At 45.5% G+C, this 24,975-nt stretch carries 28 protein-coding genes; 7 read left to right on the top strand and 21 right to left on the bottom strand.

Annotated features, from left to right (window positions below):
* Positions 1–137: 137 nt before the first annotated feature.
* The 8 genes from JWV37_RS06080 to JWV37_RS06045 all read right to left on the bottom strand — a co-directional run bounded on the left by JWV37_RS06080 (position 138) and on the right by JWV37_RS06045 (position 5,344).
* Positions 138–431, bottom strand: coding sequence for a metal-sulfur cluster assembly factor (locus JWV37_RS06080; RefSeq protein ID WP_205458887.1), 294 nt, complete (start codon positions 429–431; stop codon positions 138–140).
* Complete coding sequence (locus JWV37_RS06075; RefSeq protein WP_205458886.1) at positions 425–805, bottom strand: hypothetical protein; 381 nt, start codon at positions 803–805, stop codon at positions 425–427. The genes JWV37_RS06080 and JWV37_RS06075 overlap by 7 nt, the downstream gene beginning before the upstream one ends.
* Entirely contained in the window at positions 774–1,670 is an 897-nt protein-coding gene (locus JWV37_RS06070) for a hypothetical protein (protein WP_205458885.1), read from the bottom strand. The genes JWV37_RS06075 and JWV37_RS06070 overlap by 32 nt, the downstream gene beginning before the upstream one ends.
* A gap of 3 nt (positions 1,671–1,673) precedes the next feature.
* A complete protein-coding gene (locus tag JWV37_RS06065; protein ID WP_205458884.1) occupies positions 1,674–2,024 on the bottom strand; it encodes a hypothetical protein in 351 nt (116 codons plus the stop codon).
* 110 nt (positions 2,025–2,134) lie between these two features.
* The gene (gene purH / locus JWV37_RS06060) at positions 2,135–3,667 is read right to left on the bottom strand and encodes a bifunctional phosphoribosylaminoimidazolecarboxamide formyltransferase/IMP cyclohydrolase (RefSeq protein WP_205458883.1); all 1,533 of its coding nucleotides are present in this window, start codon (positions 3,665–3,667) and stop codon (positions 2,135–2,137) included.
* 132 nt (positions 3,668–3,799) lie between these two features.
* Positions 3,800–4,408: a hypothetical protein gene (locus JWV37_RS06055; RefSeq protein WP_205458882.1), complete on the bottom strand. Its 609-nt coding sequence runs from the start codon at positions 4,406–4,408 to the stop codon at positions 3,800–3,802.
* A 156-nt stretch (positions 4,409–4,564) separates the two neighbouring features.
* Positions 4,565–4,840, bottom strand: a complete 276-nt coding sequence (locus JWV37_RS06050; protein WP_205458881.1) for a hypothetical protein — start codon at positions 4,838–4,840, stop codon at positions 4,565–4,567.
* A gap of 45 nt (positions 4,841–4,885) precedes the next feature.
* Entirely contained in the window at positions 4,886–5,344 is a 459-nt protein-coding gene (locus JWV37_RS06045; RefSeq protein WP_205458880.1) for an FKBP-type peptidyl-prolyl cis-trans isomerase, read from the bottom strand.
* Positions 5,345–5,469: 125 nt separating this feature from the next.
* On the opposite strand from JWV37_RS06045, the gene JWV37_RS06040 reads away from it, so the two are divergent.
* Positions 5,470–5,871 carry a cupin domain-containing protein gene (locus tag JWV37_RS06040; RefSeq protein ID WP_205458879.1) on the top strand — a complete coding sequence of 134 codons (402 nt, stop codon included), beginning with the start codon at positions 5,470–5,472 and terminating at the stop codon, positions 5,869–5,871.
* Positions 5,872–5,918: 47 nt separating this feature from the next.
* Here JWV37_RS06040 and sstT read toward each other — a convergent pair whose 3' ends face one another.
* Together sstT and JWV37_RS06030 are read right to left on the bottom strand one after the other, a co-directional pair.
* A complete protein-coding gene (gene sstT, locus JWV37_RS06035; RefSeq protein ID WP_205458878.1) occupies positions 5,919–7,130 on the bottom strand; it encodes a serine/threonine transporter SstT in 1,212 nt (403 codons plus the stop codon).
* Between the two features lie 158 nt (positions 7,131–7,288).
* Positions 7,289–7,660: a pyridoxamine 5'-phosphate oxidase family protein gene (locus tag JWV37_RS06030; protein ID WP_205458877.1), complete on the bottom strand. Its 372-nt coding sequence runs from the start codon at positions 7,658–7,660 to the stop codon at positions 7,289–7,291.
* Positions 7,661–7,836: 176 nt separating this feature from the next.
* Between JWV37_RS06030 and JWV37_RS06025 the strand changes: the two genes are divergently transcribed.
* Complete coding sequence (locus JWV37_RS06025; protein ID WP_205458876.1) at positions 7,837–9,831, top strand: transporter-like protein; 1,995 nt, start codon at positions 7,837–7,839, stop codon at positions 9,829–9,831.
* Here JWV37_RS06025 and JWV37_RS06020 read toward each other — a convergent pair.
* Entirely contained in the window at positions 9,828–10,586 is a 759-nt protein-coding gene (locus JWV37_RS06020) for a DnaJ domain-containing protein (protein WP_205458875.1), read from the bottom strand. The two genes, JWV37_RS06025 and JWV37_RS06020, sit on opposite strands and share 4 nt — an antisense overlap.
* Positions 10,587–10,684: 98 nt before the next feature.
* Here JWV37_RS06020 and JWV37_RS06015 point away from each other — a divergent pair, with 98 nt between their 5' ends.
* From JWV37_RS06015 to JWV37_RS06000, 4 genes are all read left to right on the top strand, one after another.
* On the top strand, positions 10,685–12,307 hold the full coding sequence (locus tag JWV37_RS06015) for a cation:proton antiporter (RefSeq protein ID WP_205458874.1): 1,623 nt from the start codon (positions 10,685–10,687) through the stop codon (positions 12,305–12,307).
* Positions 12,300–13,427 carry a MalY/PatB family protein gene (locus JWV37_RS06010; RefSeq protein WP_240332056.1) on the top strand — a complete coding sequence of 376 codons (1,128 nt, stop codon included), beginning with the start codon at positions 12,300–12,302 and terminating at the stop codon, positions 13,425–13,427. The genes JWV37_RS06015 and JWV37_RS06010 overlap by 8 nt, the downstream gene beginning before the upstream one ends.
* 116 nt (positions 13,428–13,543) lie before the next feature.
* Complete coding sequence (locus JWV37_RS06005; RefSeq protein ID WP_205458872.1) at positions 13,544–15,277, top strand: aldehyde ferredoxin oxidoreductase family protein; 1,734 nt, start codon at positions 13,544–13,546, stop codon at positions 15,275–15,277.
* Positions 15,278–15,508: a MoaD/ThiS family protein gene (locus JWV37_RS06000; RefSeq protein WP_205458871.1), complete on the top strand. Its 231-nt coding sequence runs from the start codon at positions 15,278–15,280 to the stop codon at positions 15,506–15,508. It abuts the gene before it with no gap.
* On the opposite strand, the gene thiS is transcribed toward JWV37_RS06000, so the two are convergent.
* Complete coding sequence (thiS, locus tag JWV37_RS05995) at positions 15,505–15,783, bottom strand: sulfur carrier protein ThiS (protein WP_205458870.1); 279 nt, start codon at positions 15,781–15,783, stop codon at positions 15,505–15,507. The two genes, JWV37_RS06000 and thiS, sit on opposite strands and share 4 nt — an antisense overlap.
* Before the next feature lie 45 nt (positions 15,784–15,828).
* On the opposite strand from thiS, the gene JWV37_RS05990 reads away from it, so the two are divergent.
* Entirely contained in the window at positions 15,829–16,629 is an 801-nt protein-coding gene (locus JWV37_RS05990; protein WP_205458869.1) for a HesA/MoeB/ThiF family protein, read from the top strand.
* Here the strand turns inward: JWV37_RS05990 and purL are convergent.
* The 9 genes from purL to JWV37_RS05945 all read right to left on the bottom strand — a co-directional run bounded on the left by purL (position 16,626) and on the right by JWV37_RS05945 (position 24,947).
* Positions 16,626–18,827 (bottom strand): phosphoribosylformylglycinamidine synthase subunit PurL, encoded by a 2,202-nt coding sequence (purL, locus tag JWV37_RS05985; RefSeq protein ID WP_205458868.1) that lies wholly within the window; start codon positions 18,825–18,827, stop codon positions 16,626–16,628. The genes JWV37_RS05990 and purL overlap by 4 nt on opposite strands.
* A gap of 197 nt (positions 18,828–19,024) precedes the next feature.
* Positions 19,025–20,353 carry a tRNA uridine-5-carboxymethylaminomethyl(34) synthesis GTPase MnmE gene (gene mnmE / locus JWV37_RS05980; RefSeq protein WP_205458907.1) on the bottom strand — a complete coding sequence of 443 codons (1,329 nt, stop codon included), beginning with the start codon at positions 20,351–20,353 and terminating at the stop codon, positions 19,025–19,027.
* On the bottom strand, positions 20,350–21,258 hold the full coding sequence (locus tag JWV37_RS05975) for a Jag N-terminal domain-containing protein (RefSeq protein ID WP_205458867.1): 909 nt from the start codon (positions 21,256–21,258) through the stop codon (positions 20,350–20,352). The genes mnmE and JWV37_RS05975 overlap by 4 nt, the downstream gene beginning before the upstream one ends.
* Positions 21,255–22,850 (bottom strand): membrane protein insertase YidC, encoded by a 1,596-nt coding sequence (gene yidC, locus JWV37_RS05970; protein ID WP_205458866.1) that lies wholly within the window; start codon positions 22,848–22,850, stop codon positions 21,255–21,257. The genes JWV37_RS05975 and yidC overlap by 4 nt, the downstream gene beginning before the upstream one ends.
* Before the next feature lie 9 nt (positions 22,851–22,859).
* Positions 22,860–23,204: a membrane protein insertion efficiency factor YidD gene (gene yidD, locus JWV37_RS05965; RefSeq protein WP_205458865.1), complete on the bottom strand. Its 345-nt coding sequence runs from the start codon at positions 23,202–23,204 to the stop codon at positions 22,860–22,862.
* Complete coding sequence (rnpA, locus tag JWV37_RS05960; RefSeq protein ID WP_205458906.1) at positions 23,201–23,539, bottom strand: ribonuclease P protein component; 339 nt, start codon at positions 23,537–23,539, stop codon at positions 23,201–23,203. The genes yidD and rnpA overlap by 4 nt, the downstream gene beginning before the upstream one ends.
* Positions 23,527–23,661: a 50S ribosomal protein L34 gene (gene rpmH / locus JWV37_RS05955; protein WP_205458864.1), complete on the bottom strand. Its 135-nt coding sequence runs from the start codon at positions 23,659–23,661 to the stop codon at positions 23,527–23,529. Before rpmH ends, rnpA begins: the two co-directional genes overlap by 13 nt.
* A gap of 196 nt (positions 23,662–23,857) precedes the next feature.
* Positions 23,858–24,382 (bottom strand): hydrogenase-4 component G, encoded by a 525-nt coding sequence (locus JWV37_RS05950; RefSeq protein WP_205458863.1) that lies wholly within the window; start codon positions 24,380–24,382, stop codon positions 23,858–23,860.
* Positions 24,383–24,521: 139 nt separating this feature from the next.
* Positions 24,522–24,947 (bottom strand): Hsp20/alpha crystallin family protein, encoded by a 426-nt coding sequence (locus JWV37_RS05945; protein ID WP_205458862.1) that lies wholly within the window; start codon positions 24,945–24,947, stop codon positions 24,522–24,524.
* Positions 24,948–24,975 lie beyond the last annotated feature (28 nt).

The raw sequence follows: 24,975 nt of genomic DNA, 5'->3' as shown, positions 1-24,975 counted from the left end.
AAAACACCCCCACTTTGAAACCCAAGTCTTTTTTTGTACACACATCCACCACACATCCTTTATCTGTCACATGTTTGTTATTAAGGATTGTAGTGTATCTATAATTACAATTGACTTTAGTGATAATTTTGAAATAATTATGCCAATGCTTTTTTAACTTCTTTGCTTGCCATGGTAATGTTCCACGCAGGTTCCCATACGATATTAATGTTACATGTAAGAACTTCGGGAAGCTTCTCTACTGCTTCTTTAGCCCATTGTTTAAGCAGTTCATGAAGCGGACATCCGCGTGTGGAAAGGGTCATGTCCACCTCCACGTGCGTCCCTTCGATACGCGCATCATAAATGAGTCCAAGATTAACGATGTCAAACCCCACCTCGGGGTCGATGACTGTTTTTAACGCTTCGTAAATTGTCTCTTTTGTTAGCATGTTTTTTCCTTCCATTTTGAAAACCCATAAGCGCGGTAAAGCACCACCATAAGCGCCCAGCCGCTCAGTGCCAAAAGCACCGCGCCACCAAACTCCACAACCCTTACATGTAAAGTCATCCCCAGAGCAAAAAGCGTTGTGCCAAGAACGCCTAAAATAAGTTGCGCGTAGGCATAACGCTCCACAATCATCTCGTGCAACATAGGGACTTTTTGCTTGCCAACTAGTGGCGCAATGAACTCATACCACACCAAAAAGGGCAAGATTTTGTACAAATGCCCTGCCACAAAGTGGAGTCCAAAGCCCACCAAAAACACAAACATAGCAACTTTTAGCGCGTTTTCATCGCCGCCCAACCCCCCCCCAAAGCCCAAGCCCAACTGCCACGACAATGCACGCAAGCGCAAAAGCAACATTATAAAACCAGTAATCTTTCTTTCGGCGCATCCGCTTTGCCAAAATGTGTGCAGATTGCGCCACATAAAGCACAAGCCCAAGCCCCAAAAGCCACGCCATAAGCGCAAAAGCGTTGATAAAGGCACATCCAAAAGCCAACAGCATCGCCCCAAAGGCGACCTTGGAGTACCACGTGCTTACGCCGTGCGCTAGGGCAAACATAGGCAAAAGCACCAGCGAAACCCCCATCACGATAAACATCACAAATCCACCAAGGCTCAGCACCCCGTGGCGAATGAGCGTCGCTGTGACATCTAGCGCTATGCCGCCTGTACTCATGGCGATGAGCAACCCAAGCCCAAGGCTAATGCCAAGCACCAAGCACACGCCCGAAGCGAGCAAAAAATAGGTGATGAGATTCCAACGCGTGACACCCTTAAAACTGAGCAAAAACAGCACCGAAAAAGCCGTCAAACTAGCGTATACCGCCGTGCCTCCTGCGTGCATGAGCGGGTTGTTGCCCAGCACCATTCCCCCGCTTAGGGCGAGAGTGCCTAAAAGATAGGCATAAAACAGCACCGAACTCCCTTTGAGGGTAAAAAACGGTGCTTCAAGCACCACAGGCACGAGTTGATACAGCGCACCCAAGATGACCATCATCACAAACCCAAGCAAGTACAGGTGGATAAACCCTGCCGCCCCAAAAGCCAAAAGAGGCGTTTGGGTTGCTACAAATGGGAGGGCGTTGAGGCTCACCAAGAGCAACACGCTTGCCGCCATAAAAAACTTCGACACCAATGAAAACGGCGGAGCCATCGAAATAGCACTTTGAGAAAGCATCATGACTTAGCCCGCGCAGTGGAAAGAGGAGAGGTCAGCGTGTTGTGTCGCGCCTTCTTTGTAGCTAAAGGTGAGACGCACGGCACCGTTTTCAAGCTCTTCTTGGTCAATACTGTAGCATTCGCCAATCTTGGCAAGCAAGCCCACGGGGCTTCGGTGGTTAATCATCACTACTTTGGTTTGTGGGGTTTTGATGTGCACGAGGGCCAGCATGGCGTTGACCATGGGCTCGGGCGGCACACACGCGCGGGAATCAAACCCGATGAAGTGGATGCCCTCCTTGGTGTACTTTACAAAGGGAACGGTGGCGCCCTCTTCTTGAAACGCAATCGCATCGCTAGGCCATAATGTTTTCATGAAATTATCCTCTTTTTTTGGGAGGATTATAGGGGAAATTGAGAATGAATGTCATTGATAGATATCAATCAAGAGGCGCGGGGTGATGGCGCGCACCACCCCAAAAAATGTTAATGTAAAAAGTGACGAATCCCTGTAAAGTACAGTGCCATGCCGTGCTCATCGGCCGCGGCGATGACTTCATTATCACGGATACTGCCGCCGGGTTGGATGATGGCTTTGACGCCCGCTTTGGCCGCGGCGTCCACGCTGTCGCGGAAAGGGAAAAACGCTTCGCTGGCCATGGCACATCCTGCTACTTCTAGCCCCATCTCTTTGGCTTTTAACAGGGCGCATTTGCCCGCGTCCACACGACTCGTCATCCCCATGCCAATACCTACCATCATGCTGTCCTTGACGTACACGACGCAGTTAGATTTAGTGAGGCTGGCGACTTTGTAGGCGATTTCAAGGTCGGCGAACTCTTGGACTGAGGCTTTGCGGGCACTTTTTTGCTCGGCATTTGTAACTTCGTCTTCGCCCACCGCGTCGGCTTCTTGGTAAACAAACCCGCCATCGATGTGTTTAAAGTCGTACGCGTCGTTGCTCAGCACCAAATAGGGGCTTTCTTGGGTAAAGATTTTGATGCGTTTTTTGCTCTCAAAGACCGCTAGGGCGTCTTCGTCCACATTAGCCGCGATGATGACTTCGATGAAGATTTCGTTGATTTTCTCGGCTAGGGCTTTGTCTAGCTTGCCGTTGATAGCGACCACGCCACCAAAGGCCGACACAGGGTCGCATTTGAGGGCTTCGGTGTAGCTTTCTAAAAGCGTGTTTTTGATAGCAAAACCGCAGGGATTTGCGTGCTTGATGATGGACACTGCGGGGGCTTCGCCAAAGGCCGCGGCGATTTTGACCGCGCCGTGGATGTCGGTCATGTTGTTAAAACTAGCTTCGCCTTTGAGGGCTTTGAAGTTGTTGGAAAAAAAGTAGTCAAACTCGTACAACGCGCCCTTTTGGTGAGGGTTTTCGCCATAACGCGTGTCGAATGCTTTGGTGCCGACGATGAACTGCTTGGCTCCAAAACCGCCGTTGAAACGCTCATTCATGTAGTTGGCAATCATCGCATCATACGCGCCCGTGTGCTCGAACGCCTTAATCATCAAACCACGGCGAAACGCTAGGCTATCGGCACCTTCTTTTAGAGCTTCAAGCACCGCGTCGTAGTCCAAAACGTCGGTGACGATGAGGACATCTTGGAAGTTTTTGGCCGCACTGCGCACCATGGCAGGGCCGCCGATGTCGATGTTTTCGATGATGGTATCAAAATCGTCCGTTTTGGCGATGGTTTCTTTGAAGGGGTAGAGGTTCACGCACACAAGGTCGATGCCTCTGATGCCGTGTTCGTGGGCGGTCTTTACATGTAAGGGTTCATCCCTACGGTGCAAAATCCCCCCGTGAATGTAGGGGTTGAGGGTCTTGACCCTGCCATCAAACATTTCAGGAAACTTGGTCACTTCGCTAATCTCAACGGCGCTAACGCCCGCTTCTTGGAGTTGCTTAAAAGTGCCGCCTGTAGAGACGATCTCCCATCCAAGTGCTACTAATCCTTGGGCAAACTCCACAATGCCCGTCTTGTCACTTACGCTTATCAATGCTCTCACAACGCATCCTTACATGTAAAGGTTTAAAACCGCGATTGTACCTAAAGCTTCTTTTAAGGAGGGTTAAATGGGGTTAGATACAGAGAAGGATGGGCGTTGTCTGCATTTTATTTCCAATCTTTTGAAAATAAATTAGCTGTTTAGCTTTTTTAAAATTGCATTCCATATTTCTCTGGATTCCGCTAGATATTTATTGGAAGAAAAATTTTCATCTTTTATTCTCAAATATCGGGCTTTCAGATTTAGATATTTTTGCAATTTTTGAGGTTCACAAAAATATTTTTGGCTTATTTTGTTGCTCAAATTGACTCTCGGAAGTTTAAATATTACATTTGAATTAATCTCGGAAGAGTAGAATTGAAAACGATTTTCCGATGATTCATTAGTTATTATTTCTATTTTTATTGGACTTTTTTCTCTGCCTCCATACTTAACCCTTCTTGGCCCATAGATTGCTTCAGATTCATTCATCAACCCACGTACCAAAATGCCACAATAGATATCTTTATCTTTATTTCCATTGCAAATATCAAAACCACTATAGTGTTGATATTCTTTTAAACTTTCTAAGTGTTCATTTCTATCATGGCGATAAATATCGTCAATACCTTTTTTAGCATCCTTGAGGTAGATTTCAATTTCTGCTAATTCAAAAACTGCCTCATTTCTTATAATTCTATATTTATTAAAAGCTTCTATTGCAATTTCATCTATGTAGTTTTGAAGATTATCTATCGTCATTTTATTCCTTTTTGTAAATACGATACCATAATGCTAAATCCTATTAAGAGTATAAATAGTTGAAATTGAGCTCTTCAAAAATACCACATATCTATCCATCAGCATTGCATTCAATAAGCCACTTCAAATATCTTTACATGTAAGGCTACAAACCGCCTAAAAGCTTGCTTTGATTTTTCCTTGAATGTATTGATGGACAAGGGATTGTATGATATTTTGGTAGCTAAGTCCGCTTTCAAGTGATTTTTGCTTTAAGGCATAAATATCACTCTCTGGCAATCTTATATTTATTGCTTTTTTCTTTAAAGAATAAGCTTTGGCCAAATTCTGAAACCTATTTTTTTCATCACTCAAGTTAGCAATGCTTTGCGCCTTCCCACTTTCAATATACTCTACAATCTCTTTTTCTTCGGCGTTTAAAATCTGATTCATTTTTTATCCTTACATGTAAAAACCAAACACAATGCGCTTGCCCGCTCAATGCCCATGCTCCTCTTTAAGTATCTCCTCAATCGCCTCGGGGGACAAATACTCTATCTCGCGCACCTTGCCTTTGGCTATCATGGAGACACCGGCGTAAGGGTGATTGCCGTCCACTAGGGCGTGGGTGGCGTCTAGTTCGACCACGCGGAACACGACCCCCTCTTCTTCGCCGTCTAGCTCCATGCCAAGGGCAACCTCAGGAGGCAAATCTTCCAAAGATTCGCGCAACACCAGTGCCTCGTCAAACTCCCCAAAAGCTTCAGAGGCGGTAAGTTTCACACAAAACGTATCGCCCACTTTTTTGCCCTCAAGTGCTTCTTCTAGCTTTTGAAAAAGGTGTCCGTATCCGCCGTGGAGGTAAATCACCTCTTGGTCGTTTTCCTCTATGACATTTCCGTTTTCATCTTGCAATTCTAGGGCTATGGAAACCAGTGCGTCTTTTTTGATGTGCATTCTACTTCCTATTTTTTAGCGAAATTATAGTCAGTTTTTCTTGTATCCACAAACCTTTACATGTACCCGTAAAATCCCCCTAAATAGGCTAAAATACTCTTCCCATCTTCCCCAAAAGGCGTTTCATGAAAAGGTTGTTGTTCTTATTTTTACTTCTTGCTAGCTCTGTTTTTGCCTCGGCGCAAACCCAAGTGGTCGTCTTGGCAAAATCTTCCCAAAGCTGGGAGGGTTCACCCTTGCCCGCTTACCCCAAAGAAGCGCCGGAGATTTCCGTGCTAAAGATTACCATCCCGCCCCACACCACCCTTCCTCTGCACAAACATCCTATCATCAACGTAGGCTACATGGTTAAAGGCACACTAAAAGTTGTAACGGAAGAAGGCGAAGTTTTACACTTAAGCGCGGGCGATGCGATTATTGAAGTAGTAGAAAAATGGCACTACGGCGTCAACGAAAGCGACGAACCCGTAGAGATAGTAGTAGTTTACGCAGGAACAAAAGAGAGCGTTTATAGCATTAGCAAATAAACCTTGGACAAAAAAATGCCCAAGGTTTCCTTACATGTAAAGCGTTATCAAATCTCTTTTTCGTCGCACGCGGCGGTAAATACAACGTCTGTGGAGCTATTGAGCGCTGTTTCCATGGAATCTTGAATCACCCCAATCACAAAGCCAATGGCCACCACCTGCAAGGCGATGTCATTGCTAATCCCAAAAAGGCTACACGCCAAAGGGATGAGCAACAATGACCCGCCCGCCACGCCACTGGCACCGCACGCGGCAAGGGCTGAAACCACGCTGAGCAAAAGTGCCGTTGGCAAATCCACAGAAATCCCCAAGGTATGCACCGTAGCCAATGTCAACACCGTAATGGTCACCGCCGCACCCGCCATATTGGTTGTCGCCCCAAGCGGAATAGAGATAGAATAGGTGTCTTCGTTTAAGCCCATTTTTTTACACAGATTAAGGTTTACAGGGATGTTCGCCGCCGAACTTCGGGTAAAAAACGCCGTAATGCCACTCTCTTTGAGGCAGGTAAAAATGAGCGGATAAGGATTTTTCTTGCGTTTGATAAACACGATGAGCGGATTAACCACAAACGCGATAAACAGCATCGTTCCCACAAGGACTAACAAGAGTTTTCCATAGCTTAGCAAGGCGCCAAATCCCGTTTGTGAAAAGGTTTCTGCAACCAAACCAAAAATCCCAAGAGGTGCCAAGCGGATGATAAAACGAACGATTTTCGTCACCCCTTGGGCGATGTCATGGGAGACGTTTTTTGTTTCCTGTGAACTGTAGTGCATGGCAACACCAAGGGCAATGGCCCACACCAAAATACCTATAAAGTTGCCTGTAGCTAGGGCATTTACAGGATTATCCACCATGTTAAACAACACACCTTTTAACACGCCAATAACGCTATCGGGTGGATTAAAACTACCATTTGCCGCGTCAATGAGCACCAAATGCACAGGAAACAAAAAGCTAGCAAGCACCGCGATAAGTGAAGCTAAAAACGTGCCGACAAGGTACAGCACAACAATGGGCTTCATGTTTGCTCCCGCGCCCACTTCTTTGGTCGCAATCGCCGTCGAAACCAACACAAACACCAAAATAGGCGCAATCGCCTTAAGCGCACCCACAAACAAAGATCCAAAAATCGAAACAGCCTCCGCAGCTTGGCTTGAAACCGAAGCCACCACCACACCTAAAACAATACCCACCATAATCTGAAACACCAAGTTTCCATTGGCAAGTCTAGGGATTAAACCACCCTTTGCCTCCATATACCATCCTTCCTTATTGCCCAAGGCAATCGTATTTTACTGCTAGTCAAAAATTGACCGAAAGGATTGTAGCAAAAAAGGATGGAACTTAAAAAGCAAAAGGCAAAATTTTCCCAAACTAAAGAACTTTTACCCCGAGGCTATGGTTTTTCCCTTTTTCATCCTTCTTCTTGTCCGCCAACAAGAGGCAATACTTTAAGGATTTTAAACACCAAAATATACGCCTTCTCTTCTGTTTTAGTGTGGCGTCTTCGGAGTTTTTCCGCAAGAATATCATCATCTTTTATCTCTTGAAGCAACAATGTCAGTCGCACCCCTTCGTAGCCCTTTCCATCAACCCGAAAAAGGTAAGAGGCGTATGGGTTTTGCTGTAGGTTTTCTAGGTTTTTTCGCTTCAAACAAATAAACATCGCAAGGTCATGCTCCACGTGTGGGCGTGCAAAGAGAGCGCTGTTTACTTCGCCTTTTTGGTTGGCAGTTGAGAGGACTCCTGTACCTGTATTGTTTTCAAAAAAATAGTGTAAATCCATATTTTTCTCTTTTATTTTGCTTGCTCATTCTAACACTACTTTTTAAATGATCCGCACTCTCTCTCAATAAAACCCCGACAAAATACAAATCCTTTACATGTAAAACCCTTCAAACAAACCTAAGGGTAACTTTCGCTAAAATCTTTTCTATTTATTTTCCTCAACAAAGGACATTTGTGCCTAAAAATTTTGAAAAAACCCGCGCTATTATTCTCGACAAAAACAGTTCGGCTGTAGAAAAACTCAGCGCGCTAATCACTTATATTCGTCCTCAAGATTTAGAAGACATCGATGGCGTGCGTTTTGCTATGCGCCAAGTTGCCGACCACCTCATCACAGACCAAAACCTCACACTCGCCCTTTCTGGAGCCTTTCACACATGGATTTTAAACTCACGTATCTCTACCAATCTCGCCTCTCTTGGCATCCTTTCTGATGATGGCTTTGGAGGCGAATTTGCCAAACGTTTCTACAACAAATTTCTCCCTGCCCCACCCAAAGGCAATGATTTTAAATATCTTTTTGCCACCCTTTTTCACAAAAACACCGACCACCTATGGGTACGTGCCATCGACACTGAGATTTGGATCGCTTTTATTGGGGCTCTTTTGCGCCACGACACCCTTGTTGCTAAAACTAAAGACCATCTTTTTTATGAGATCCTTTACGGAGTAGAAATTCTTTCTATCTGGATTGCTTCGGAAGAATTTGATGAAAATTTTATCCGCCTTGACCATTCGCTACTTAAAAAAGACTCTGCTTTCATCGCGCTTCAGCGAGATGTCTCAAACCTCACGCGCACACTTCAGGACAACACCATCAAGCTTGAAGCCGTGACTGAGGATTTTGGGCACATTGAAGTACTGCTAGAGCAGTGCCGCGACCTTGTCACGTCTTTAAAGAAAAAATCTATTAACAAGGGTATTTCTGTTTCACTAACTTACGAGCTTGAGCGCCTTGATCAAATCATCGACCGCACTGCAGAAGTGCTTGCCCTAGTTCAAACCTTTGGTTCTGAGGATTTTTACACTGCTTTGGTAGAACTTTTTAAAGAAGCGGTAGAAAAAAACAGTTCTCGCAATTCCCTTAGAGAAATAAGCAACCGCAGCATTAAAATCCTCGCTAAAAGCATCACCAACAACACCAGTGAACACGGCGACCACTACATCACCGAGACCAAAAAAGAGTACATTGGCATGTTTTTTAGTGCCGCTGGAGCGGGGATTATCATCGCACTTATGGCACTTATAAAGATTTTTATCGGCCAAACAGAGCTTAGCCTTGGTATTCAAACTGTTTTAGCAAGCCTTAATTATGGACTTGGTTTTGTTTTTATTCACCTTCTTGGCTTCACCATCGCCACCAAACAACCCGCCATGACCGCCTCCACCTTCGCAAAAGCTGTCGAAAAAGGAAAAAACAACAAAACCAACCAGCTCAAACTTGTCAAGCTTGTCTTTCAGGTAAGCCGCTCGCAGTTTGCGGCTGTTGCGGGCAACGTGAGCCTCGCGCTACTGGTTGCATTTGGGTTTGGTGTTGTGGTTGTTTCTTACTATGGCGCGTTTTTGACACCCGAAGAAGCTTATTATTATTTTCACAGTTCCGACCCCTTTCCTGCGCTTTTATATGCAGCTATTGCTGGGGTGTGGTTGTTTTGTTCGGGAATTATTGCGGGGTATTTTGATAATCGTGCGGATTATTTAGATTTAAAATACCGTTACATGTACCATCCTTTACTTATCAAGATCACTTCCAAGGTCTTCCGAGAACGTTTGGCAACGTTTCTTCATGAGAACCATGGTGCCATCGCGGGGAATTTTTTCTTTGGAATTTTACTGGGCATCACCCCCTATTTTGGTCATCTCATGGGGGTTCCTTTAGACATTCGCCATGTTGCCTTTTCCACTGCTAATCTTGGCTATGCGCAACTTCACCTGAGTGCTTCTGTATGGGAGTTTTTGCTAGTCTTGTGTTTTGTATTATTGATTGGACTGGTAAATCTCACGGTGAGTTTCGCTCTTGCACTTCGTGTTTCTTTGCGCGCCCGCGATGCACATTTTGGAAGTTTTTCTGGTTTTTTGAAACTTCTTTTTCAAGAAGCCTCTGCGCGTCCTTTGGAGCTTTTTTGGCCATCCAAACCCGAGGATGAAACAAAAAAACCTACTGCTTAAGTGCCTTTGTGTTTTTTAATAAGCTCATATGCTTCGTTAATCTCTTGTAGTTTTTCAGTGGCTTGGTCAATGATGTCTTGCCCCGCACCTTGCCCCATAAGCACGTCAGGATGGTGTTCGCGCACCAAAGCGCGGTAGCGCTTTTTTACCTCATCAAAAGAAGCACTTTGCGAGACGCCTAACAAAGCGTACGCATTGGCTAGTGTCATGGCTTTCTGGGTGTTTTTTTGCGCGTAAAAGGCCTGAAAACGCGCCACAAGTCGCTCAAAATCTTGTGAACACACTTCAAGTGCCCTGGCAATATCCTCAGTAATCATCCGTTCGGCCGCAGAAAACTCCCCATCAATAAACGCGAGATTAAGCAAATACTCAATGAGTCCCAAGCGCTTGGGGTAGTTACTTCGCGAGAGCTGCACGTATTGTTTGGCTATCATAAGGGTATTTTCAAAGGTTTCTTTTTCACGATTATAGATGGCTTTAAGCTCTTCACGAATATGCGTAGCCTCTTCAAAAGTGTTGGCAATGTCCGTAAGAGTAAGGCCGATAAGCTGCGCCTCAAGTTCACTCACTTTGCCGTCAGCCTTGGCTACCTTGGCCATCAATGCGACCAACAAGCCCGCTTCATGGTCTTTGAGCGCACCCTGAAGTTGTTGTTTGCGTCCAGGCCGAATGTGTTGATAGTTACTTGTTTTATAATTTTTGGTTAAAAAATAATACAGCGCAATCACAAGCACGAGAAAAAGAAGGGAATTCATCAGTATCCTTACATGTAAATGGAGAATTCTACACAAAATGGCACTTTTAGACAACCTATGTTAAAATCCCCCCAATTTTGTCACAAAGTGGGTTTTGCATGTTAGGTATCATCGTTACAACGCTTTTTGTTGCTATTGGCTCCAATGTCCTTTTAAAACGCCTTAATCTTCCCACCATCATTGGGTACATCTTTACAGGCACGATTATTGCCTACGGGTTCAACTTACACGATGTTGCCAACAACCACACCCTTCAAGAGATTGCTGAGTTTGGGATTGTCTTTTTAATGTTCACTATCGGGCTTGAATTTTCCATCTCGCATCTTAAAAAAATGCGCTACGAAGTCTTTGTGGCAGGCTCCCTGCAAATTGGCCTCACTGCACTTGTGGTGTATGGCGTGAGCCATTATATGCTTGGTATTGCCCAAATCATTAGCATCGTTCTTTCCCTTGCCATCGCCCTCTCTTCCACTGCCATCGTCCTTAAGACTTTCAACGAATCGGGCGAAATCAACAAACGCCACGGGCAACGCGCTCTTGGTATTTTGATTATGCAAGACATCGCTGTGATTCCCATCTTGCTTCTTTTAGGTTTTTTGGGCTCCCATGATGGAGATGTAATGGGCATTCTTCTCAAAACACTCATCAACGGCGCCCTCTTGCTTGTGGTACTTTACCTCATAAGTAAATTTTTACTAGAACGTTTTTTTGTCTCTATCACTAAAACAAACTCTGACGAACTCTTTGTAGGCTCCATCCTTTTTCTCGCTATCGGAGCTTCGTATTTTGCCCATGAAATGGGATTTTCATACTCTTTGGGTGCGTTTATCGCGGGAATGTTGATTGCCGAGACCAAGTTCAAACACCAAGCAGAAGCCGACCTCATTCCTTTTCGCGACTTACTTCTTGGGGTCTTTTTTGTCACCGTTGGCATGCAAATAAAATTTGACATTATCGCCCAATACTTACACATTGTTTTGCTTGTTTTGGCCGCTATTTTAGCCTTGAAATTTATCATCATCTATGGCATTGTTCGTTTGAGTGAACACAAGAAAACCGCCTTTAAAACCGCCCTGACCCTTGTGCAAGTGGGAGAATTTTCCCTTGCTATTTTAGAGCTTGCGCGCTCTTATTCGCTCATTGAAGCGCCGTACAATCAAATCATGGTAGTGTGCATCGTAATCTCCATGGTCATCACCCCTATTTTGCTTAAAAACCTCACTGCCATTACAGACAAGGTCATCCCCACTACCGACGATGAGGCCATCATCCCAGACTACATCTCTAAAGGCATCAAAAACCACGTGGTCATTTTAGGCTATGGAGAGTTTGGTCAAAGCGTGGCACGCGCCTTTCGCGAAGAAGGCGAGCTTTATGTAGTGGTTGAACGCGACATCAACTCCTACCACAAAGGCTTGGCCAACGGCGACCCTATTATCTTTGGAAACGCTCTGAAAAAAGAGGTGCTAAAGAGCACCTACTATAAAGACGCCAGACGCATCATCGTCGCCATCGACAATCCCAAAAAACTCTTTGAAGTGTGTGAAATGCTCCTAGAAAGCGTCCCTAGTAACAAACTCATCGTCAAAGTTCACAGCTACCGCGAAAAACAAGCCCTTGAGTCCTTGCACATCGAAACCATCATCGTCGAAAACGCGGTCACTAGCCATGCTGCCCTAGTGGCGTGCATTCATCCTGAACAAAAGGTTGCCCATGTTTGACACCCCCATTGACCGAACCCGCATCCCCAATGAAAAATGGTCACGCTACCCCCACGATGTCCTTCCTGCTTGGGTGGCGGACATGGATTTTAAAGCACCCCAGTGTGTCATCGACGCCTTGCACAAACGCGTCGAACACGGTGTTTTTGGCTACACGGGCGTTAGTCAAGACTTGCTAGACACCGCGTGTACTTTTATCAAAAAACAGTACAACTGGGACGTTAAGCCCGAATGGTTTGTCTTTGTGTCTGGTGTTGTACCTAGCATGAACGTTACATGTAAGATGCTAGAACCCAACCAAAGCGTACTCACCACTACGCCCATTTATCCGCACTTTTTTAAAGCACCCAAGATGATGAACAAAGAAGTTGCCACTGTCCCTTTGGTGGAAAAAGAGGGGCGCTGGACCTTTGATTTTGAAGCACTCGAACGCGCTATTTCCCCTACATGTAAACTCTTTTTACTGTGCAATCCTTACAACCCAGGTGGCACCGTGTTTACCAAAGAAGAGTTAACGCGCCTTGGAGAAATAGTCAAAACCCATGACTTATTGATTTGTTCTGATGAAATCCATGCCGATTTGCTCCTAGACCCTAAGGCGAGGCACATTCCTATCGCCTCTCTTGATGAAGACCTTGCCAACCGTACCATCACGCTCATGGCACCTTCCAAGACCTTCAACATCGCAGGCCTCAACTGCTCTTTTGCTATCATCCCCAACGAAACCCTAAAACGACGCTTTCAAGCTTCCATAGGTGGATTAAACGGTGGTGTGAATTTGCTTGGTCTCACGGCAGCCAAAGCGGCTTACGAAGGGGGTGAAGCGTGGTTAAAAGAGCTGCGTTTATACCTTAATGAAAACCTTTTACTGGTGCAAGAATTTGTAGCTAAACACCCTAAGCTAAAACTCTTAGACCATCAAGCGACTTTTTTAGCGTGGATTGATTGCCGTGCCCTTAATGCCAACCCCCATGCACTCTTTCTTGAGCATGGCGTGGGACTGAGCGATGGAAAGGATTTCTTAGGAGAAGGGTTTGTGCGGCTTAATTTTGGATGTCCACGCACCACTCTTGAAACAATATTACACCGTATGGATTGCGCGCTTACTTCGTTCGCATAAGAGATGTGTAAAAGAAGATATGCAAATTTTGCATATTATTTTTTTGTGATATTTTATTCTTTGTTAAAGCTCCTTTGCGTTAAGATAGATGTAAATCTGATTACAAAGGAGTTTTCATGGCAGACCAAATTTACCGCGTTAACATGTCCACCCTCACCTTTACCGTCGAAGAAGTTCCCACGGCTTGGATGGGGCTAGGTGGGCGCGGCCTTACTTCTACTATCGTCGCAGCTGAAGTTGACCCAGAGTGCCACCCTCTTGGGCCCAATAATAAGCTTGTCTTTGCTCCAGGCTTGCTCTCAGGCACCGCTGCAGCAAATAGCGGCAGAAACTCCTGTGGTGCCAAAAGCCCACTCACTGGTGGCATCAAAGAGAGTAATGTGGGTGGCACAAGTGCGGGCATCATGGCAAAATTGGGCGTTAAAGCTCTCATTATCGAGGGGCAACCAACCGAGGGAAAATTTTACCATTTACATGTAAGCAAAGAAAAGGTAGAAATTGTCGAAGCTCCTGAACTTGTAGGCAAAGATAATTACGAAGTTTTGGATGCCATGCTCGAAAAATACGACAAAAAAGTTGCCGTGATGAGCATTGGTCGTCCAGGTGAAATGCGCATGTTGCTTTCCAATATCTCCGTCAAAGACCCCAAAGGCAAACTCCGTAGCCATGGGCGCGGTGGCATGGGCGCGGTAATGGGCTCTAAAGGCATCAAATGCATCACCGTGGATGCTGAGAGCTACAAAGAAACCACCTTGGCAGACCCTGAAAAATTTAAAGAAGCAAGCAAGGTTTTCACGCAAGCCCTCAAAGACAACCCTATCAGTGGTGAAGGCTTACCTGCATTTGGCACCAACGTTCTTGTAAATATCATCAACGAAGCGGGCGGACTTCCAACGCGTAACTTCCGCGAAGGACAGTTTGAATTTGCCGAAAATATTTGCGGTGAAACCATGGCAGAAAACATCAAAGCCCGTGGCGGCGACACCACGCACGGTTGTCATGCAGGTTGCGTCATCCAGTGCTCTCAAACCTATAATGACAAAGAGGGTAACTACCTCACCTCTGGCTTTGAGTATGAAATGATTTGGGCTTATGGCGCCAATCTAGGCATTAAAGATTTGGATGTCATTGCTAAAATTGACGCACTCATGGATGATCTTGGCGTGGATGCCATTGAAACAGGCAACACCCTTGCTATGGCTGTGGATGCAGGTATTTTGGCGTATGGCGATGGTGCAAAAGCCTACGAACTCATTGCCAATGACATCGCCAAGGGCACCTTTTTGGGACGCATCCTAGGTGGCGGTGTGGGCAACTTTGCTAAACTTTATGGCATGGTTCGTGTTCCTGTAGTTAAAAACCAAAGCATCCCTGCTTACGACCCACGCGCCATCAAAGGCCAAGGCGTCACCTACGCCACCTCAACTATGGGTGCAGATCATACCGCCGGCTACGCGGTAGCCACCAACATCCTCAACAGTGGTGGTCACATTGACCCACTCACCAAAGAAGGTCAAGTCGCCCTAGCACGCAACTTGCAAATCGCTACTGCAGCAGTGGACAGCACGGGCATGTGTATCTTTGTGGCATTCCCAGCCCTCGATGACCCCAAATGTCTACCCGCACTTATTGACATGATTAACGCCCGTTTTGGCGTCAGCCTTACAGGGGATGACGTGGTTAATCTTGGCAAAAACATCCTCAAGCTTGAACGCGCCTTCAACCAGCGCGCGGGCCTCACCAGCGCAGATGATCGCTTGCCTGAGTTTATGAAATACGAAGCCCTACCCCCGCACAATGCGCTTTGGGATTTTACCAATGAAGAAATCGATGCGTTTTGGGATTTTTAGATGACTATTACAGTGAAACTCTTTGCTCAGTACCGCGAAGGTAGGTTCAAAGAAGAACAACGCGCCTACCCCGAAGGAACATGTGCCAAAGAGGTCGTGACAGAGCTTGGCATCTACGAGGGGAGGTTTCCCTTGGGTGTGTTGATGCTAAATGGACGCCACCAACCCGAGGAAGTGGAGCTTGAAGAGGGGGATATTCTCTCCCTCTTTCCTAAAGTGGGCGGAGGTTAAGCGTTTTCTTTAATACCCAAAATGAGACGGTATGACCCTGGTGTGCCAGGAGGGATAAGGGCGACTTTATCCCCCTCTTTTAGGACAGTCGCTTTAGGAACCACCAAATGGTTTACAAACGCCCCCTCTACTTCCTCCTCTTTAAATCCAAGCGTAACGATAAGCTCCTTTAAAGTAAGGTCCTCTTTACATGTAAAGGCTTCCCCTAGATAGCCGATGCCTTGGTTTTTTAAATGGGGTCGCAGCGAGGAAAATGCTTTGAGAAAAAGTTGCATAAAATCTCCTGTTTTTGCTACATTATACCTTGCAAAAGGATAAACATGAAAACACTTTCTTCCTTTCTTCAAGAACGCGCCCATGAGGGCTTTGTAGGTATTGCTACTATCAATGAAGCCATGAAGACCTTTACATGTAAAGCCAGAACTGTTGAAAAAACTATTTTTGAAGCAGGTCTCACCCCCTTGCGCTACCGTCGCAACCAACAAAGCCTCACCCAAGAAGAGCAACACCGACTGTTTAACGCCCACGTCTTTGTAGTGGGGTGTGGAGGGTTAGGTGGACTCATTAGTGAGCTTTTGGCCCGTGTTGGCATTGGAGCGTTAACGCTCATCGACCCCGATGTCTACGAAGAGCATAACCTTAACCGCCAAATCTTCTCTTCTGTAAAAACGCTAGGGCACTCCAAGGCAAAAACCGTGCGCAAACGCCTACTTGAAATCAACCCTGCTTTACATGTAAAAGCCATCCAAGATACCCTTGGCCCCGAAAATGCCCGATTGTTTGTAAAAGGTAAATCGGTCGTGGTAGATGCACTGGATTGTCCGCTTACTAAAACCTTGCTTGCCTTTACATGTAACGAGGAAAAGGTCGCTTTTGTGCACGGTGCTATCGGGGGCTGGATGGGGCAATGCAGTACCAGTAAAAATTTGGAAGAGGTGTACAAAGACGGTGAAAAAGGGGCAGAAAAACGCAGTGGAAACCTTCCCATGACTGCGGCATTTTGCGCGTGTTTACAGGCCTCCTTGGTGCTAAAAACACTCCTTGGGAAGCCTGTGTTAGATGACGCGTTACTCTTTTTTGATTTATACGATATGGAAATGGTGGAGGCAAGACTCTTTTAGATGTCTTGCTCAATCACCTGCTTAAAGCGATTAAAATAAATCTCTTGCACTTGCGAGAGCTCCATGGAAACATCGTTACATGTAAAGGCTTCTCCGCCCACAACGCCGATTTTCTCAGCTTTTACACCAAGTTTTTCCGCCATGGCTAAAAAGCCTTTTTCATCCGCCACTTCCACGATAGCCCGTGAAAAACTTTCACTAAAGATATCCCGAGGGTCTTTTGCTTCCACAGAAGCTTTGATGCCCTGCCCTGAAACTGCCGCCATTTTAGCAAGGGCAATCGCCACGCCACCCACATTGACATCTTTTGCGCACGCTAGCATCCCTGCTTTATTGGCTTCAATCACAAGTTCCCACAAAGCAAGTTCTTTAGCATAATCAATCGCAGGCAACACCCCACGCACCTTGTCAAACAAAACCTTCATATATAAACTGCCACCAAACTCATGCGCCGTCTCGCCGAGAAGGTACACGCTGTTGCCCTCTTTTGCAAACGATGAGGGCAAAATGCGCATCGCGTCGTCATTAAGTCCCACCATGGCAATGGAAGGGGTGGGGTAAACACCCACGCTGTTGGTTTCATTGTAAAGAGAGACGTTACCACTAACAACAGGCGTGTTAAGCGCCGCGCACGCTTCTTTGATGCCATAGCACCCTTGGGCAAATTGCCACATCACTTCTGGGTTTTCAGGGTTACCATAATTTAGACAATCGGTAATCGCCAAGGGTCGCGCCCCACTCATAGCCACATTTCGCCCGCTCTCCATCACTGCAGCTGCTGCACCCCCTTTGGGGTCGATGAAGTTATAGCGCGGATTACAATCACTGCTCATGGCAAGGGCTTTGCCGTTTTCTTTGATGCGAATGACACTCGCATCCAAACTGCCCGGACCCTTGGCGGTATTGGTTTGCACCATGGAATCGTACTGCTCAAAAATCCACGATTTATCTACTACTTCTAGGCTTGAAATGAGTGATTCAAAGGCTTTTTGGTTAGAGATAGGCTCATAATCATCAATCCCAACACCTACGATTTCATCAAGATACGCAGGGCGCTTCACGGGACGGTCAAGTACAGGGGCTTGTTCACTCACAGGTTGCACAGGGATGTCAGCCACTTTTTCCCCGTGCCAAAACAGCTCCATATGGCCTGTGTCTGTCACTTCACCGATGACTTCTGCATCCAAATCCCACTTGCGGAAGATCTCAAGCACCTTCTCTTCCATCCCTTTTTTAGCACAAATCAGCATGCGTTCTTGGGATTCACTCAGCATGAACTCATAAGGTATCATGCCCTCTTCACGTGCGGGTACCCTAGAGAGGTCCATCTTCATCCCGCTTCCGGTACGGCCTGCCATCTCAAAAGAGCTTGACGTCAGCCCTGCCGCGCCCATGTCTTGAATGCCTACGATGTAGTCTTGTTTAAACAGTTCCATACACGCTTCAAGCAAAAGTTTTTCCGCAAAAGGATCACCCACTTGCACGGTGGGGCGCAAGGATTTGTTCTCTTCGGTAAAGCTATCACTTGCCATCACCGCGCCGCCTAGGCCATCACGTCCTGTTTTGCTGCCCACGTAAATCACCGGATTGCCAATGCCCTCAGCTCGTCCGTAAAAAATCTCATCGGTTTTGCAAAGACCCAAGGTAAAGGCATTGACTAAAATGTTGCCGTTGTAACATTTGTCAAAAGAAGTTTCACCACCCACAGTTGGCACACCCATGCAGTTGCCATAATCCCCAATCCCCGCAACCACGCCACGTACAAGGTAACGTTGGTGCTTGGCAACCGCGCCAGGCCCTTCTACTTCGCCAAATCGCAACGCGTTAAGGTTGGCCACAGGACGCGCGCCCATGGTAAACACGTCGCGCAAAATACCGCCCACGCCCGTTGCCGCGCCTTGGTAAGGCTCAATGAAACTGGGGTGATTATGGCTTTCCATCTTAAAGACCGCCGCCATGCCATCACCTACGTCGATGACGCCAGCATTTTCGCCAGGGCCTTGGATGACCCATGGGGCTTTAGTAGGAAAACCATTGAGGTATTTTTTACTGGATTTGTAAGAGCAGTGTTCGCTCCACATGGCAGAAAACACGCCAATCTCAAGCAAGTTTGGCTCTCTTCCAAGAATCGAGAGGATGTTTTGATAATCCTCTTGCGTTAACTTATGGGACTTTAAGACATCGTTAATATTTTCCATCCGAATCACCCTTGGGAAATTTTTTAGTGAGTGTACTCAAATTGCACTTATGGACTTGTTAAGGACGCTTTTGCATTTTATCATGAGGGTTTTGAATCACCCGCAAGAGAGACTTTATCCCAATGGGTCAAAGCGTTAGTTTTGGGGTACCCATTGTGGATAAGCACGTCTTTAAAAAGGGTGAAGCAAAACCCTAATTATTTGCCAAGGCAAAAGGTGCCAAACATCTTATCGAGCATTTCATCCACCCCATAAGGCCGTGTAATAGCGCCCAGTGCACCGATGGCTTCGTTGAGATGGAAGGCAAACAGTTCAAGCTCTGCCTCTTCAAGACGCGGTTTCGCCTCCGTGATGGCTTCATGGGCTTTGCGCACTGAGGCAATTTGACGGGTTGAAGTGAGCAACATTCCCTCATCCATACGCTTTGTGTCTAAGTGCTCCCTAAGGGTATCCACAACGCATGAAAGGCTCGAAAGGGTGCTTACATGTAAGGCATTTTCCAAACCCTCAAACACCTTTGGTAGGTCTGTTTTATTCAGAAGCGGTATCACATGTTTTGATGAAGCATAAGTTTCCAAAAGGTCTAAAATTTCCCTATCTTCCGTATCTTTTGGACGGCTTGCATCAAACAAAGCCAACACAACATCGGCTTCCTCGATGGCTTTTTTGGAACGGGCTATACCGATTTGCTCGACTTTTTCTTCCGTATGGCGAATGCCTGCGGTGTCTACGATTTTGATAAGATGGGTGCCGATGCGCATCTCTTCTTCGATGGTGTCGCGCGTGGTGCCCGCAACATCGCTAATAATCGCACGGTCGTAGTGCAAAAGGCCATTTAATAAAGAGCTCTTGCCCACGTTTGGCTTACCAACAATTGCGACTTTGAAGCCCTGCATCAACCCTTTGCGCTGTTCGCTCACCGCCACAACCTCGCCTAAGCGCTGCTCTAGTGCGGTGAGTTTTACTTCCATTTGGCGTATCAAATCTTCAGGCAAATCTTCCTCAGCGTAGTCGATGGAGACTTCCACGTACGCCAAGATTTCCAATAAAGACTCTCTGGCTTCATTCACAAAACGGCTTAGCTCCCCTTTCATTTGACGGGCGAGGATTTTGGCAGCTTCTTCACTTTTAGCTTCGATGAGCTTAGCAATGGCTTCGGCTTCGGCAAGGTCAATACGGCCATTTAAAAAAGCCCGTTTTGAAAACTCCCCAGGGGTCGCAAGACGCGCACCCTTGGCAAGAAGCGCTTCTAACACCATGCTTGCCACCATCATGCCCCCATGGCATTGAAACTCCACCACCTCTTCGCCCGTAAAACTCTTAGGCGCTTGGAAATAGACAATCAGTGCTTCATCAATAAGCGCTCCTGTGGCATCAAACAAGGAAGAAAGGGTGGCGTGGCGTGGGGAAAAAGAGGATTTTCGTGTCAAGGAGCAAGCCAAAGGCAGCGCCTCTGGCCCGCTTAAGCGAACAATAGCAATAGAGCCAATGCCATGGGCAGTGGCAATGGCAGCAATGGTTTTTATAGGCTTTTCCGATTAAAGTCGTTCACAACGACAAATTTTCGCCCTTCGCGGCCTGTTTTAATGCCCACGTATTTCTCAGGAAAACGGGCGCGAAGTTTTTCTAAAGCGATTTTTATCAAGACGCCATCAAGGGGTTTGGTTTGTCCACGCCCTTGGGATTCGATGCGCTCAACCACGGGGGCTAAGTAATTTTCAATCATCTCTTCTTGGTTGTGCAAAAATTGGGCAATCTCCAAGCGAATTCCGAGGCCATATTTCATGTTTATCCAGTTGTACAATAAGTAAGAAAATGCCTTATAGCGGTACCCTTCTTTGCCAATCAACAACGCCGCGTCTTCACCGTTAATTTCAATTAAGACGGTTTGGTCATCATGGGCTTCAACTTTTACAACCTCAATGGCAAAACAACTGTTTTCCACAAGTTCGCAGATTCCAGCATTGATAGCACCCAACACCTCACCCACAACAGCATGGTTGCGTTGTTTTGATTGATAAGGCACCGTTTCTTCTTTGACTTCTTCTTTTTTAACTACTGCGAGCTTTTGCTCCAATGGAATTTCTTCAGAAGTTTCTGGCAAAACTTCTTCGCTGGATGTCTCTTTTTTACGCCGTGAGCGACTTTTTTTTGGACGAAGCCTTGGTTCTTCTTGATTTTTTTGCCAAGAAGCAGCAGAGGGTGCATTCTCCTCTTGGGTTTTTGACACGGTCTCTTTAATCGCAACAGGAGCTTCTTGGCGTAGCTCTCCTTCACGAAAAGCCTCAATAATCGCTGGTTTTTTAAACATACCAAAAAGTCCAGCACGCGGATGCTGAATCACCTGAATATCTAACTTCGTTACCGAACACGAAAGCTCGGCTGCAGCCTTTGAAAACGCTTCTTGAAGGGTGTCGGCTTCTACTCTCATTTTTTCTCTTCTTTTAGTGCTTTTTGCTCTTCTTTCTTCTTCGCAAACAAATGGTTAACATAATACTGTTGTGCGATAGAAAAGAGATTATTTACAAACCAATACAGCGTTAAACCTGCAGGGAAAGTAACAAAGAAAAAGGTAAAGATTAGTGGCAAGAATTTCATAATTTTTTCTTGCATTGGATCAGTAAAGTTTGTCGGGGTAATCCGCTGGTGTAAAAACATCGTTGCACCCATAAGAATAGGCAAAACAAAATAAGGATCCATAACAGCAAGATCTTCTACCCACAAAATCCAAGGAGCACCTTTGAGCTCAATCGCATTTGAAAGAACGCGGTAGATAGCAAAGAAAATCGGAATTTGCATCAAAATCGGCAAACATCCCCCCATGGGATTGGCACCGTGTTTTTTATACAACTCCATCATGTGCGTATTTAGCTTTTGGGGCTCACCTTTGTATTTTGCTTGAAGTTCTTTAACTTTCGGCGCAAGCTCCTTGAGCTTGTTCATGGAAACCATGCCTTTATACGTCAGTGGGTAAAGCACCAAACGGATAAGGATTGTCATGGCTACAATCGCCCAACCCCAGTTTCCAAAAAGTCCGTACAAATAGCTCAAAAACAAAAAGAGGGGCTTAGCAATGAACGTGAACCATCCATACTCAATAGCATCCGTTAAGCGTGCATCAATACCGTTTAAAATCTCGTAATCTTTAGGGCCAACATAGCCGCTAAAGCTCATCGTAGGTTTACCCTTAATGAAAAGAATGGGATTTTTGTCTTTATCGGTTGAAACAACAACATCAAATCCCTCGTTAAAATCGTACAACAAGGTTGTGTAGTAGCGATCTACTGCAGCCACCATAGGGGCATCAATAAATCGCTCATCCCCCTTAGCATCCCCATCGCCAATAACTGTAATTGTTTCATCTGCTTCTTTAATCAAGACGCCGTGGAATGTAAAATTGTCAGCAATGACATTAGGGCGAAAACCAGGTGTAATAAAAAACTCTTGCGGCGCACTCAGTTCGATGGCTACTTCGTAGTGTCCCTCGGGGTAAAAGGTGAGTTTTTTTGTAAGGGTCGTTGCTTCAAGCACTTGGGTCAACACAAGGGTTTTTGGACCACTCTCTACCACAAGCTGTGCATTATCGACCGTATAGTCTACTGCAAATGCCTCATTGTTAACAGAGGTTTCTTTAAAGCGCACTTCAAGAGGCTTTGGCTCAAAACTCTCGTCAATCAGTTGAAGACGTGAGGTGTCTTCGTTTTTAAATTTCGCATCATTAAGATAATATTTTGCAATGCGCCCTAGGCGGTCAATTTTTAGCTCAAAATGCTCACCCCTGACTGTGGCAATATATTCCGAGTCCAAAGACGCGCTAGACATTGATGGACTAGGCGCTGTTTGACTCACGCTAGATGAAGGAGCTGGTGTCTGTGGCGCAGAGGTTTGCGTAACGCTTGTGGTTGCTTCGGTTTGTGTTGGTACATTTTTGGGGATAAAAAAGTAGTCGTAGCCGACAAAAAAAGCGAAGGAGAGGACGGTTGCAATGAGAACTCGGTGTTGCGTGCTTAATTTATCTATCACAAAAATTCCTTAGTTAGATTTACTGCAAGCAAATGATTTAATCACATAATAGTGGTGAGGGCCTTTGGGAATGAACCAAAATTTTACATGAATTGTTTTACATGTAAAGGGTTGGATCATCGAATACGGATGAAACCGTTTCAATACTACTGGGTAGTCAATCCCGCCAGGAAACAGTTGGTTGCAGCGCAGTATTCGCAACAGACTTGCCCCCAAACCAAACAAAAGACGATTGTGCATCACCTGCCATTTGGCATATTCAGAACACGTAGGATAATACCTGCAACTTCCAAAGCTAGCGAGTGTTAAAACTTTTTGATAAAAAGCAATCAACCACAGCGCAAATGTTTTCATGAATGAAGGCATCCAAGCTTTCGCAACGCCCAGCGCATACTTCGAACACACTCTGCGTGTGTAAGTGTATGAATCTGAGCCTTGGCTACAAAAATATAACTGCCATCCACCACGCTGTCTTGAAGCTCCAAGAAAACAGCGCGCAGACGGCGTTTGCAAAAATTGCGCTGCACTGCGTTGCCCACTTTTTTACTAGCGGTAAATCCTACGTTTTTCTTTGACGATGCTTTGTAAAAGATCACGGCACAATCACAGTGCCATTTCTTACCCTGATTGTATCCAAGGGCAAACTCCCGTGAGTGTCTAAGGGAGTCGTAAGTCCTTAGGCGGCCAATTTTTTTCTACCTTTTGCGCGACGCGCATTAATGAGTCGACGACCATTTTTGGTTTTCATCCGCGTAAGAAACCCGTGCGTTCGCTTACGTGGCGTATTGTGTGGCTGGTATGTACGTTTCATGCCATTCCTTTTTTTAAGATAATTTAAGGTTAGGATTTTACTGTGAATTTACTTAAAAGTGGCATAAGAACCCTTGAATACGCCAAGAAGAATCGCTTTATTTAGCAGCCCGACCCTCTTAGCTTACAAAGAGAGAGTCTCCTCTTAATAAAACAAGAGCGACAAAAGAAGTAAAAATAAAAAAGGCATTAAGTCTCTAGGCTTGTGTGTTTAACACCGAACCTCCAAGTTCAGCAATGCGCGCATCAATAGTTTCTAGCGCTTTAGCTAGCGTGTTATAGCTAATATCAAAAAGTTTTTGGCCCCAAATAGCTTCTGCTTCCTCAAACCCTTGAAGCACCCCCTTTCTACCCTCTTGAAGCTTCTCTAAATCATCACCCGCACCGCTAATAACAAACCCTGCAATGCGATTAGCCGTTTGCGCTACGCCAAAAAAGCCATCATCCGAGACAAGCTCTTTGGCTTCTTGTTGCGATAACGCCTCAACAGGCTTCCCTTGATAACCAATAGCATCATAATCAATAAAATCTGACAGACTTTGAGGTGGCTGAATATTGTTAGAAAAACTACCCACGTAGCTTTGGAATGAAAAATCTACCCGAGACATTTCAAAAGAAAACCCTTTAGTAGCCCCTGCTTCACCCGCGGCATTCCCTTTTCCTGAAACAGAAAGGTGGTTGTATTTAAAAAAATTACCAGCAATAAGTGTGTTGATATTCATGGGTTACTCCTTTTTTGTTGTGATTCCAATATCGGCTTACAGAAAAAAGAGTGTATAAAACCCTTAGCAAAAGGAATGTGCTTTACTTGAGAAAAAGAAGTGATACATGAGGCAGCATTAGGCCACCTCATGTTACATTTTATAAAATTTCGATTTTTTTAGCTTCTTTGGGAGCAATTTTTGGAATTCGTACTTCCAAAACACCATTTTCGCATTTTGCGCCGATGGCTTCGGTGTCTACATTTTCTGGCAAGGTAAACGTGCGTTGAAATTTACCAAAAAAGCTTTCCACTTTATAATAATGTTCTTCTTTGACCTCTTCACTACATTTTCGCTCTCCCGAAATAGTAAGGCTCTCTTTATTTACATCCACATGAATGTCTTCCTTTTTCACCCCAGGCAAATCCACCTCTACATAATACGCATCCTCATCTTCTCGCGTATTAACAGTGGGGGCAAAGCTTGAAATGTTATTTCGCTCTTCTGGAGTATGCGCCAAAGTAAAAAAGCGCTTTTCCAACTCCCTTAAATCACGAAATGGGTCATAACGACTAATGGACTTCATAGGCTCCTCCTTTTGGAAGTATTTGAGT

The organism is Sulfurospirillum tamanense (assembly GCF_016937535.1).
GTDB lineage: Bacteria > Campylobacterota > Campylobacteria > Campylobacterales > Campylobacteraceae > Sulfurospirillum_B > Sulfurospirillum_B tamanense.
Note: the sequence above shows the minus strand (reverse complement) of the source record. Positions and strands in the feature narration are given on the sequence as shown.

What these genes read in the sequence shown, in the direction of transcription:
- JWV37_RS06080 (WP_205458887.1), bottom strand. Translation starts at nt 431, where the DNA reads ATGCTAACAAAAGAGACAATTTACGAAGCGTTAAAAACAGTCATCGAC.
- JWV37_RS06070 (WP_205458885.1), bottom strand. Translation starts at nt 1,670, where the DNA reads ATGATGCTTTCTCAAAGTGCTATTTCGATGGCTCCGCCGTTTTCATTG.
- JWV37_RS06065 (WP_205458884.1), bottom strand. Translation starts at nt 2,024, where the DNA reads ATGAAAACATTATGGCCTAGCGATGCGATTGCGTTTCAAGAAGAGGGC.
- JWV37_RS06055 (WP_205458882.1), bottom strand. Translation starts at nt 4,408, where the DNA reads ATGACGATAGATAATCTTCAAAACTACATAGATGAAATTGCAATAGAA.
- JWV37_RS06050 (WP_205458881.1), bottom strand. Translation starts at nt 4,840, where the DNA reads ATGAATCAGATTTTAAACGCCGAAGAAAAAGAGATTGTAGAGTATATT.
- JWV37_RS06045 (WP_205458880.1), bottom strand. Translation starts at nt 5,344, where the DNA reads ATGCACATCAAAAAAGACGCACTGGTTTCCATAGCCCTAGAATTGCAA.
- JWV37_RS06040 (WP_205458879.1), top strand. Translation starts at nt 5,470, where the DNA reads ATGAAAAGGTTGTTGTTCTTATTTTTACTTCTTGCTAGCTCTGTTTTT.
- sstT (WP_205458878.1), bottom strand. Translation starts at nt 7,130, where the DNA reads ATGGAGGCAAAGGGTGGTTTAATCCCTAGACTTGCCAATGGAAACTTG.
- JWV37_RS06030 (WP_205458877.1), bottom strand. Translation starts at nt 7,660, where the DNA reads ATGGATTTACACTATTTTTTTGAAAACAATACAGGTACAGGAGTCCTC.
- JWV37_RS06020 (WP_205458875.1), bottom strand. Translation starts at nt 10,586, where the DNA reads ATGAATTCCCTTCTTTTTCTCGTGCTTGTGATTGCGCTGTATTATTTT.
- JWV37_RS06015 (WP_205458874.1), top strand. Translation starts at nt 10,685, where the DNA reads ATGTTAGGTATCATCGTTACAACGCTTTTTGTTGCTATTGGCTCCAAT.
- JWV37_RS06010 (WP_240332056.1), top strand. Translation starts at nt 12,300, where the DNA reads ATGTTTGACACCCCCATTGACCGAACCCGCATCCCCAATGAAAAATGG.
- JWV37_RS06005 (WP_205458872.1), top strand. Translation starts at nt 13,544, where the DNA reads ATGGCAGACCAAATTTACCGCGTTAACATGTCCACCCTCACCTTTACC.
- JWV37_RS06000 (WP_205458871.1), top strand. Translation starts at nt 15,278, where the DNA reads ATGACTATTACAGTGAAACTCTTTGCTCAGTACCGCGAAGGTAGGTTC.
- thiS (WP_205458870.1), bottom strand. Translation starts at nt 15,783, where the DNA reads ATGCAACTTTTTCTCAAAGCATTTTCCTCGCTGCGACCCCATTTAAAA.
- JWV37_RS05990 (WP_205458869.1), top strand. Translation starts at nt 15,829, where the DNA reads ATGAAAACACTTTCTTCCTTTCTTCAAGAACGCGCCCATGAGGGCTTT.
- purL (WP_205458868.1), bottom strand. Translation starts at nt 18,827, where the DNA reads ATGGAAAATATTAACGATGTCTTAAAGTCCCATAAGTTAACGCAAGAG.
- JWV37_RS05975 (WP_205458867.1), bottom strand. Translation starts at nt 21,258, where the DNA reads ATGAGAGTAGAAGCCGACACCCTTCAAGAAGCGTTTTCAAAGGCTGCA.
- yidD (WP_205458865.1), bottom strand. Translation starts at nt 23,204, where the DNA reads ATGAAAACATTTGCGCTGTGGTTGATTGCTTTTTATCAAAAAGTTTTA.
- rpmH (WP_205458864.1), bottom strand. Translation starts at nt 23,661, where the DNA reads ATGAAACGTACATACCAGCCACACAATACGCCACGTAAGCGAACGCAC.
- JWV37_RS05950 (WP_205458863.1), bottom strand. Translation starts at nt 24,382, where the DNA reads ATGAATATCAACACACTTATTGCTGGTAATTTTTTTAAATACAACCAC.
- JWV37_RS05945 (WP_205458862.1), bottom strand. Translation starts at nt 24,947, where the DNA reads ATGAAGTCCATTAGTCGTTATGACCCATTTCGTGATTTAAGGGAGTTG.